Here is a 298-nt window from a genome sequence, read left to right as displayed (position 1 = left end):
GAACAGTTCGGCGAGGTGGCGGGGTTCGGTGCCGCGTGGCAGTCCGTCGGCGGTGGTGCCGAGGGCGCCGATGACCGGTCCGTGGACGCGGTCCCGGCGTTCGGTACGCACTGGGGTGGCGGCGGGGGCCGCCCGGACCGTCCGGGCCGTGCGGGCGGTCCGGACGGTCCGGGCGGGGACCAGGCGCAGCAGGAGGACGAGCCGGGCGGCGCCGGAGTCGGGGTCCTCGTCGGTCTCCATGGTGAGTCCGGCGATGTCCTGCCAGCGGTAGCGGCGCGGGAGGAAGGCCCGTACCAGG

At 76.8% G+C, this 298-nt stretch carries 1 protein-coding gene; it reads right to left on the bottom strand.

The window, feature by feature from the left end; all coding sequences use genetic code 11:
- The coding region (locus BG452_RS37780) for a hypothetical protein (protein WP_223243321.1) at nt 1-298 on the bottom strand (298 nt) is incomplete at both ends.

This window comes from Streptomyces sp. CBMA123, assembly GCF_014596465.1.
Taxonomy (GTDB): Bacteria; Actinomycetota; Actinomycetes; order Streptomycetales; family Streptomycetaceae; genus Kitasatospora.
Note: the sequence above shows the minus strand (reverse complement) of the source record. Positions and strands in the feature narration are given on the sequence as shown.